The following is a 10,458-nucleotide window of genomic DNA, read 5'->3' on the forward strand; positions in this document are numbered from 1 at the left end:
AATTGATGGAACCTGGTGTTTTAAGCTCTGTATTAAAAGGCTTAGTTATTTCAATTGTAATACTTGGGAATAATTTCACTATCAATAAAAATAAAGACCAGAAAATAAACCAAGATAGTCATTAAGCTATCTTGGCCTTAGTTTTTCATTTAGCAACATACTTATCATGATAACGTTTGAGCATTGTTGCCATTTGTTCACGGGTAAGTGCAGCAGTAGGATTTGTGCTTTTTCCATCTCCTTTGATGATACCCTCTTTAATAGCCCATTCCCATGCGCCTTTATGTGTTGAGGCTACTTCGGATGAAGAATGTAAATTAGCTTTGTTTGATATTAAGTCTTTTAATAAGTTCAATTCTTTCTTTATTTCATTATATTGATTCACTTTCAAATCCTCCTCAAGTCCATTTTTAATATTTTTTTTGAATTGGTCCTCTGATACACCCATGCTGATTAAATATGAATATGGATCCACATGAGTGGTACCACCTAAATTATTGGTAATCCATCGGTGCGTCTTGATTCCATTCCCAATACTATCTAAAACAATAGATATACCTGCATCTTGAGCAAGCTTTCGTAAAAGCCAGATGTACGCTTCGTAATCTTTTTTAAACTGTTCCTTGTCAGATGTACGTGCTAATTCAACTTGCGCATAACTATATGGATTACCTTTATGCCCGCAACCGTATTGCACTCGATTAACTGGTGCAACTTGTACAATTCGGCCACCACCACCAACCCAGTGAGAAGTAAATGCATTTGCTTTGTTTCGGTTCATATAGGCGATTTCTCTTTCTAATGCATCGGGACCACAGTTTTGCGAATTACCTGATTCGTGAGCAATTACATATTTAACAGCTGATAATGCCATATTGGGTAGACCTGACATTAAACGTTGTTCGATAGTGTAGCTCATTTCACATCACTCTCCCCCGATTTATCCTTAACAATAGCTAAAATATTTTTAATAAACTCCGGAGTAGGTAAGCCCATCTTTGTGCCGTTTTCCGTGATAGAGATAAATTCGAGTACACAGAATGCAATGGCTGCACCATCACCTGCGTACTCGATACCTGGAATTACTAGCGACAGCAAATACACTGAGCCAACTAGCATTAAGTAATAAATTTTTCGTATGATGCCGTTGAAACCAACACGACTATTTAAATTTTGATTAATAATTCCACTCATAATACCTGTAACATAATCAATGGCCATGAAACCGATTAATACAGTTACCGCCATACCCAGACCATCCACAGAATAAGAGATAAGTGTACCTATACCGCCACATACTCCTGCAATCCACTTTTCCATTACAGCACTTCCTTTTCCTCAATATAAAAGCCCTCCACAGTCAATAGTGGAGGGCAAAATATTTACCATTATTTTATAATTTTTTTGTTTACTTCAATTATTTACACTAAAGTGTCAATTGTTGTGCTTTTTTTCATCTAGATAGTTAACCATAATTATTAATAAAATCAATGTAAAAAAAATAAAAGAAAAATAAATCATATACCGAACCCATGAATTAGTAATAAATAAACTTATTAATAGCACTATGCATAGTATTGTAATTCCTTTAATAATTCCCTTCGTCCATTTTGTTCTATATAACTTAGAAAGATAAGGCATATCCCTACGAAAACTTTTATATTTCAAATTTTGTTTTGAATCAATAAATTCTAAAATATCGTTGGACTCAACAAGCAAATCCCCATTACTATTCACCTTAATTATGCGATATAATGAATCTCCATCTTCGTTAACAATATGATAATCATATTTGAAAGATAAAATGCGAGAAAAGAAATCTATTACTTTCTCTGCTACAATAATACAAAAGACAAGAATTATTGATAAAATAACCAATGTCATTAAAACATTTACATTAATAACTAAATTAGAAGGATTCTTGAATAAAAACACAAAAAACAATATTACAAAGCTTATAATGCCTATCAAAACATATTTAGTAAGAGCGATTTGAAACTTTTTAAAATTGCTCATTCTTATTTTTTCTAGATCAGTTAGTTTCCAATTATCAATCGTTAACTTAATTACATAAACTATAATTGGAATTACTGTAATCACATACGGCACTAAACTTGTAAGAAAATTTTCTAAAAAAACCACTCTATTCCACTCTCCTTCTTCTACCATAATACAACAAAAGGAAAGGATTTCCTCTAAATTTAGACAATAAAAATAACGCTAAGCTTCGCTCGCGTTTCTCTTAAAACATATTTGCATACTCACTCCAGGAGAGTATGTTTAGTTCTTCTTGCTTTGAATATAGATAATCAAGCATGTTTTTAAACTTTTCTGTTGGATAATTCATTTCATCTGTATTTACATCTTCTACTTTGTGAAGTAGGAAAATCACCGTTGCCCCTGTTTCTATTACATAATCAATCGCATTTCTAAATGTGATTTCTTCTACATTGTTATATAGAATGACCGTTTTAAGCAGATGTGGTTGAATTGGTGGAAGAATTTCATATTCTTCTCTTATTGACCTTCCTAATTTATAGTTTTTCATGACCTCTAAAACGTCATTATTATAACCGCCATAAGGATACGCTACAAAATCAGCAGTTCTGGAAAATCCATTGGATATTAACCATTCCCTACAAACGTCCAATTCTACCTGAATACGATTTATTGACAATGTTGATAAATCTTGATGTGTAACAGTGTGATTAAACAAATCCCACCCATAATTATATAACTCTTTTAATTGTGCTAAATTCATATATCCCGTTGTACCTACTGACCCGCTAATGACACCGACTGATCCAACGAATCCTCTAGCCAACATGAGGGGAAAAGCGTTCGTATATTGCGAAATAAAACCATCATCAAAGTGAAGCAATACATTTCCTTTTGAAATCCTGTTGGTGTAGATTCCATCCAATACGACAAATGTATGATCGCCAGTAACACTAATTTGTAATGTTGTAATCGTATTATTAAGACTTTCATTACCTACAACATTCAATTTAGAAAGAGGTATCATGACCTCATTCCATCCACTAATCACTTTCCATTTTGTCGTTTTCCAAGAAAGATAGCTGGCCATATTATCAACTGAAGATAATCTCAATTCAATATTAGAAAACTTGTTCACATCTTCTACGTAGAATCGTATCATCATTGTTTTGGTTTTTGATAAGTTAAATTGTACTGATCTTAGTCTACTCGCTGATGTAGTATTGGTATCATTTGTAGTTACTTTGACAGACGACTGTCCGACTTTAACATGTTCTTTATCTTGTGAAACTACTCCATACCACAATTGCCACCTTGAGAAATCTGTCATTAATCTTCCCTGGTTAATGGTTTCTTTAGACTGTCGATTTCCCGATGTAATAGCTGCAAATCCACCCTTTTCACCATCCCAATATTGCGGTATGACTGCGCCAACTGCATCACGAATCAGCTTCTTTTTTGTAAAATCAACACTTTCACCACCTGGTATTATAAAAGTTTGCTTTACATCATCCCAATACTGACTAGGTATAGGGCTTCCAGATGCATCACGGATTAACTTTACTTGATTAAATTTTGTCATATTATCACCTTCTGTAGTTTGTTAATGGCATCCGTTTGCATTTTATTTGTGTAATCTTTAATTTAAATCTAGGATAATCTCTACCTTCATCTATTGTCCATACCGTATCAAAATCCCATCCATCGAATGTTGATTGTGTTTGCATTTCTGTAGTTGTACGTGCTTCGATGTAAGTTTCTGTTACTTGCTTCCAGAAATTTGACCATACTTCACCTGTTATAGGTTGTGCCCTATAATAAGGTTTTGGCCACCACGAAGGAGGACCTGTACTATTCCATTCAGGCTCCCAATAATCACGATCTTTATTGTATTGTGATGTGTAATTTACATATAATTTATTATCCGTACCTCTTATAAACATTTCTTCAACATAATTTAAATCGCTAGACCACCCCCGCATAGTAACACCTAACGATACATCACAATAACAAGAAATTATTTCAGCACCGTAATTTTCGGTAAAAACATACAACTGTTTCCTACTGCGTGACGAATAGTTATAAATCTCTACACATGTATAACAATTCTCAACATTACCACTATATAAAACGTAAGCAAATGTACCAGCCTGTATATACTTATCATCTGGCTTATCTTTATCTTGTACGCCACCAATTTTACCTGTAACATAACAATCTTTTATAACAGCATTGGAATAGCAGACAAATCCTCCGGCACGTCCTGCTGTTATATCTACATTAGCAGAACACCTATTTATTATTGTCCCTGTACCAGCTGTACTTACTAGACCGCCTGTATTACTGTTTACATTTGTGGATTCCATTTTGCCTGTTACATGGCAATTGGTAATTGTACAATCGTTTGTTGATGATACTAAAATAGCTATCCAGTTATATATCGTGTTAGTAATATACGCATTATCAATCGTGATATTTAAAAGTGTTGCTTCTATTGCTGAGCTGATAAAAGCTGGACCCTCAATATCTTCAGTGATTGTTAAATTATTTATCGTATATCCGCCACCATTATAGGTACCACAAAACGCTTTACCTTGACCACCTATTGGTAACCATTCAACACCTGATAAATCAATATCTGCCACTTGTTTATAATAATACTTAGGGTTTTCAATATTTTTATTCCTCACATTAATAAGGTCTTGTACAGTTTTAATTAAAAATGGGTCATCTTTTGTACCAGTTCCACCACTAAACATCATCCCCCTCTCCTTCTTCCTCTTCTTCTTCAGTTCCCTCTTGACACATGGCTTGTACACTTATATCTACATTTCCGCTTTCCAAGCCTATCAAATTAATTTTAACGCCTATATATTTCTCTTCTGCATCTTTAATTAATTCCCATAGTGCTGCTATTGGCTCTGCTTGCTCTACCTGGCCAATCCCCGTAGTCACACTAATTACTTCATCATAGGAAGTTGTAAAAAGAAATTCAGCCCCTTCACTATCTGCTGATACAGTTTCTGACTCTAAATAATACGTTGGTCCAAGTAAACCAGGGTCAACAACTTCATCATTTTGTGCTGTAAATCTAATAGCATACCAAGCTTGCCTGTGCTTTGATGAGTCAAATTCTGATGGTGGTTTTTCAAGAATGCTAATAACAATGTACATCACATTTTTGCGTGGGAAAGTCCAATCCTTGATACTCTCGTATGACCTGACAGTTCTTATACCTTTACTGCTGTAAGTACGTATACTAACGTAATAAGAACGATATTTTCTTAATAACTTCAAGCGTAATCCATTGTGTTCGAGTAATGCTTTATAAAATATTTCTGCTTGGATAGCATTTAATGAAGGACTAGCAGGTACTGACACACCATTTAATTGTAAACAATTCACTTCTCCAATACGTAACTCGAAAAGAGGTTCAAATGGTATCTTTTCGAAAGCAACTCCATACATCACATTCTTATGAACAGTTGGATCAAATTGTGAATTTGGAACTTCTGAAATAGAAATTAATAAGTATTCTGCACCTTCACGCGGTAGTTTCCAATTGGGCAACTGATTTCTTATCGTTTCATAATCGTACACAAATGGAACACCATCGGAGCCGAACGTCACAATATTAATTTTATAGTTACTAAATTCAGGCCTTAATGATAATTTAATACCTCCGTACTCTTGCATCAGGTGATAGTTTAACTTGACAGAAAAATCATCAAGCTCTAGATTTTCCCCTTCTGTGTCAATTAACAAGCTACTGTTGCCTAACATGTTGTTCTTACCAATTTTAAATTCACGTAACGGGGCAATATAAACTTTATTGAATTTCACTGCATAATCTCTTACTTTGTGAATCTCTGGATTAAGTTGTTCGAGAGGCACTTCACTTATGGTAATACTGATTGCTTGCATTTTAGGTTTTGGAAATGTCCAGTTACTCATGACATCAGCTATTTTCTCAAGTTTGTATTCTTCATATTGATTGTCCTCATACCATTCACTAATGTACACGTGGTACTTACTGTATTGGGGCTTAACCTTTAAAGACATACCTTTTAGTTCACCTTGGATATAATAATCAATAGAGGTAGATATATTGTCAGGTAAGATATCTTCCTCGCCAAGTTCGATTCCATCAAGAGCCATACAATTGATCTTGCCCATTTGCCAGCTCTGCAAAAAGTAATTTAAAGTAGGGTCTTCTTTCCCTTCATATTCCTTATCTTCATTCATGACATTCACAATATCACGTATAACTTGCCCTACGTCCAACTTCGGTACTTCTTTAAATAAAGGATTATAACGTTTACCTACGATACGTTCCGTTGCATCAATGGCTAAATCTGTATCAATCATGCGAACGGTATCCCCTAACTCAGCTGAAGCAATTTCTTGCTGTTGAGAGCCAGACATTTTACTAAAATCGATAATGTCTACTTCATGTGCATATTCAAACAAAAAATTTTCATCCAAATCAATTTTTTGTGTAATCGATTGAATGTTTTTCCCAACCTCTAACTTAAGGTTTTCATTGGCACCACGTCTGTTATGAATCGTAATGACAAACTTGTTATATTCAACTTCTAACCCATTTTGGCGCGCAAATTCATTAATGCGACTCCTACCACCTTTAGCGCTTGGCCTATAGTAATAATAACCGCCTGCTAAATCAATAATCTTAAATCCGTTCATTCCCCAGCATTGCGAAATGATACTCCGTGGTGAACCCTCATAAAATTCTTCTTCATCTTCTGCTACAAAGGGAGCTTCCGATGGATTATTTAATAGATAACTTACATGCTCAAGCATCAGCTTAATTGCTTTACTTCGATCACGCTGCTTGTCTACCCCAGCAATAATAAAATAATCCCCATCCATTTCCACTAAATTAGGATAGTGTAAAAAAGAGGGGAATATATTTTCAGCCATTTGTATGTCAGCGGTGTATTGGTCATTGATGACTTCATAAATCTCTGCATTAATAACATTTTCAAGCGTACCGATAAGCGATAGATTGCTATGATTTAAAACTTTAATATCGTAACTCATACAGCCACCATATCAGGTGAACAACGGAACGTTGCCCAAAATAACCCGTCATCCACGATACGCTCAAAATCTTCACTAGAAATAAACTTGGCCATATATGCCCACTTTGAATCTTCATCAAAAATTAATCGCTCTTTCTGTGATGATTTAAAATAACCACGTAAAGCCCGACAAGCATCATAATAGGTTTGACCTTGCAACGGTGTAAGTAGGAATTGTATGCGAATTTCAATATCACTTTCACTATCATCAGCCACTACTACACTGCCACTCACCTTCGGTAATTTAATAAACGAATCACTAAATTCACCAAAAAGGGGCCTTTCGGTGTCCATGACCTCAAGCCCCAATTGTGAACAGTGTATTCCTTTAAATGTGATGTCACACATACTATTTCCCCTTTCGATCACGTTGCTGCTGCTCATAAATTTGACGTGTAATTTTCTTAACATCAGCTTCTTCGCGAATAATAAATTGTGCGCCTTCTAACATGCGTTCATAATTATTGTGAATTACTTGTGGTTCTTGTCGTCCTCCACCTGCTGCATCAAATATTGCTTTACCAATTGCACCTAACACTCGCTCATTAAGAGGTAAAACGGCTTCTGGACCAGCTTCTCCTACCCCATGCAATGCATTTCCTGTATTAAACAACGTTGGCTTATTAAATACGCCACCTTTTGCATGCCATTGAATATCGATTTTAGGAAGCCCTTCACCGAACCAATCTAATGGATTGATAGAGCCCTTAATACTAAATTTAGGCTTCTTAAGCTTTGGCCAATTAAAATCGAATTTAAAGAATCCCTTTATAGCATCTATTGCTTTTTTAACGGCATCCTTTGCTTTGTTTATTGGTGTCTTAATGGCCGAATAAATAGAATCCCATTTTTCTTTGACCTTGCTAAGGAGATCACTGAATGAAAAGAATCCTTTGATTTTTCCCACAACCGTCTTAGCAACATCGGAAATTTTTGACCAGATATTCGAAAAGAAGTTGGAGACACCCGTAAAAATTTCAACTGTCTTACTTTTTATTTTGTCCCAGTTTTCGACAATCGTTTTTACTAATATGCCAACTGGTCCCGTAACGACTACAAGGATGGTTTTCCAGTTTTCCTTCAGGAAGTCGACTATAGCGCCACCAGCTTTTTTAAAAACACCAACAATAAAATCCCATAAATCGGTGAAGAATTCCGCTATAGAATCCCAGTTTTCAATAATTAACGGAACGGCTATGGTTAACGCTGTGACCGCAATACCAATTGGTCCTGTTAAAGCACCAAAAGCAAGTCTTAAAGCTGGTAATACTTTCGAGGCTAGATTAGTAATGACAGGAATGAGTTTACCTAAAATCGAAGCAAAGCCAGCACCACCCTTTCCACCACCAAATAAGGTGGTTATGGTGTATACTGCTGGGCTGAGTGCTGTAAATGCACCTACTAATGTGCCAATAGCACCGACAATAGCTACAATGGTAGATGTTAACACTGGGTTTTCTTTTGCGAAACTAGCAATACTCGATACCACATTGGCAATAACACCTAACAACGGTTCAAGTGCTTCTTTTACATCTGATACAGCTTGTCTCAACTCTGTCATTGGATCAGCATTGACTTGCTCCGTCATTTTGTTAATTTCCGCTTGGCCTTCAGCAACAGTAATCTGTCCATTAGCCACATCATCTAGCACGCTAACAATTGCATCGCCCTGGTCTTCCCACATAGTCCCGAAAATTTCAACGCCAATCGTTTCACGTAAAGTAGCATCTTCGATTTGGGATAACCATTGTGCCATTTCGGAAAATGCCTTTGAACCTTCTTCGCCACCTTTAGCAATTGCTTTCCCCCATCCCTCTAACTGAGAGAATAAGGCTTGTACAGCGGCACTGTCAGGGGGATCTTTCGCTATCGCTAACTTTTCAGCATTCATAGCTTTAAATGAATCTAATTCAGCTTTGTGCGCTTCTCTTACAGCATCCATTTCATCACTTAATCTCTCATTAAGTGCTTCTTTACGATTAGTATGTTCCTCTTGAAGTGCCGATAATTTCGCCTGATTCACTTCTCGTAACGCATCAATCTGTGCCTTATTAGATTCACTAAGTACCTTTAATTCCTCTTGTTTGCGTTGTTGAAAAGCTTCTTTTTGAGCGTTATGCCGTTCTTGCAAGGCTGCTTTTTCAGCTGCTTGCATTTCTTTTAATGCATTTTTCCGCTCATCAAATCCACTTTTTAACGATTCTTTTTCGTTTGCAATTTGCTCTGAAAGTTGCTCTTTTCGAGTCTCAGTCTCTGTTTTAAGCGCTTCTTTTTTAGAATCCGATGTTTCTTTTACCGCATCCTTTTGACCTTTCAGAACTTCAATTTGTTCTTTGCGATCTTCTCTGATTTTTTCAAGACGTAACTGTTCTTCAAAATTGCGTAATTCTCGCATTGCATTCTGGCGATCAGCGTTCGTTTTCGCATTATTTACACGTAAGTTTAGTTCAGCACGTTTCTGTGCGTTCTCTTGTTTCTTAATGGCTTTATCTTCAGCTTCGGTTTTAGCATTTAATGAATCTATTTTATTGTCTAAGGCTTTTAACTGATTATATTTTTCTTCATCAATGAGCTTCATTCGCTCTTTGTATTCTTTGTCTATGAGCTTTATTTTTGCTTGAGAGTTTTTCTCAAAAATTTTCAGCTCTTCTTGTTGCGCCTTTTCTAACTGACGTAACTGTTCTTGCTGATTTTTAGTTAATGTCTCAGTTTCAGCAGTTAATCTTTTTTCCAATGCTTTTTGTTGCTGTTCATAGCTTTTAACCGTAGCATCATAATTGGCACTTAATTTTTTTTCGAGTGCTTTCTGTTGCTGATCATAACTTTTAGATACAGCGTCATACTCTTTTTGTAACAGTTTATCTAAAGCTTTTTGTTGTTGAGCATGGTCCTTGGAGATGGCTTTCTCTCGATTACTGAGCGATTTTGCTAGGACATCTTCTTGTTTAGAAAAGTTGGCTTCCATCGCGGAAAGTTGCTCATCTGACATTTTTTGAGTATCTCCAACAACATCACGAATGGCGTCCTTCATGGATTCTTTCAATCCGTTGCCCATTTCAACAGCGCGAATACGCCCTTCTTTCAAGCCATCTAGTAAGTTGTCGATATTCCAGCTTTTTTCTTGTGCAGCTCTCGCTAAGATAGTTTCAATCTCCTTAGCATTGTAGCCCGCTCGTTTCAGCTGTCCCCCATATTCACTGATAATATCAAGCTGCTCAGGAGGGAAACCGATTTTCAATAAACGACTAATTAAGTTGGTTGCCTCGATATTGGATATACCCAGCGCCTTGCCAACTTCATTCGTTTCTTGAATCAGTTCAGTAAAATCGATCCCACTATATGCTCGGGTAATGACAGC

The 10,458-nt window shown here is 36.0% G+C and carries 8 protein-coding genes; all 8 read right to left on the reverse strand.

Annotation, left to right across the window (positions count from 1 at the left end; genetic code table 11):
• Window positions 1–145: 145 nt before the first annotated feature.
• Window positions 146–919, reverse strand: a complete 774-nt coding sequence (locus tag ACFXN8_RS09205; protein ID WP_386844517.1) for an N-acetylmuramoyl-L-alanine amidase — start codon at window positions 917–919, stop codon at window positions 146–148.
• Window positions 916–1,320 carry a phage holin family protein gene (locus tag ACFXN8_RS09210; RefSeq protein ID WP_386844519.1) on the reverse strand — a complete coding sequence of 135 codons (405 nt, stop codon included), beginning with the start codon at window positions 1,318–1,320 and terminating at the stop codon, window positions 916–918. Before ACFXN8_RS09210 ends, ACFXN8_RS09205 begins: the two co-directional genes overlap by 4 nt.
• Before the next feature lie 114 nt (window positions 1,321–1,434).
• The gene (locus ACFXN8_RS09215; RefSeq protein WP_386844521.1) at window positions 1,435–2,142 is read right to left on the reverse strand and encodes a hypothetical protein; all 708 of its coding nucleotides are present in this window, start codon (window positions 2,140–2,142) and stop codon (window positions 1,435–1,437) included.
• A gap of 100 nt (window positions 2,143–2,242) precedes the next feature.
• Window positions 2,243–3,580: a polysaccharide deacetylase family protein gene (locus ACFXN8_RS09220; RefSeq protein WP_386844523.1), complete on the reverse strand. Its 1,338-nt coding sequence runs from the start codon at window positions 3,578–3,580 to the stop codon at window positions 2,243–2,245.
• Between the two features lie 4 nt (window positions 3,581–3,584).
• Window positions 3,585–4,760, reverse strand: a complete 1,176-nt coding sequence (locus ACFXN8_RS09225) for a GLUG motif-containing protein (protein WP_386844525.1) — start codon at window positions 4,758–4,760, stop codon at window positions 3,585–3,587.
• Window positions 4,750–7,059, reverse strand: coding sequence for a hypothetical protein (locus tag ACFXN8_RS09230; RefSeq protein WP_386844527.1), 2,310 nt, complete (start codon window positions 7,057–7,059; stop codon window positions 4,750–4,752). The genes ACFXN8_RS09225 and ACFXN8_RS09230 overlap by 11 nt, the downstream gene beginning before the upstream one ends.
• Window positions 7,056–7,511, reverse strand: a complete 456-nt coding sequence (locus tag ACFXN8_RS09235; RefSeq protein WP_386844529.1) for a distal tail protein Dit — start codon at window positions 7,509–7,511, stop codon at window positions 7,056–7,058. Before ACFXN8_RS09235 ends, ACFXN8_RS09230 begins: the two co-directional genes overlap by 4 nt.
• Window positions 7,450–10,458: tape measure protein (locus tag ACFXN8_RS09240; protein ID WP_386844531.1), on the reverse strand; the 3,009-nt coding region annotated here is incomplete at its 5' end. The genes ACFXN8_RS09235 and ACFXN8_RS09240, both read right to left, overlap by 62 nt.

Source organism: Lysinibacillus sp. NPDC059133 (assembly GCF_042755925.1).
Taxonomy (GTDB): Bacteria; Bacillota; Bacilli; order Bacillales_A; family Planococcaceae; genus Lysinibacillus.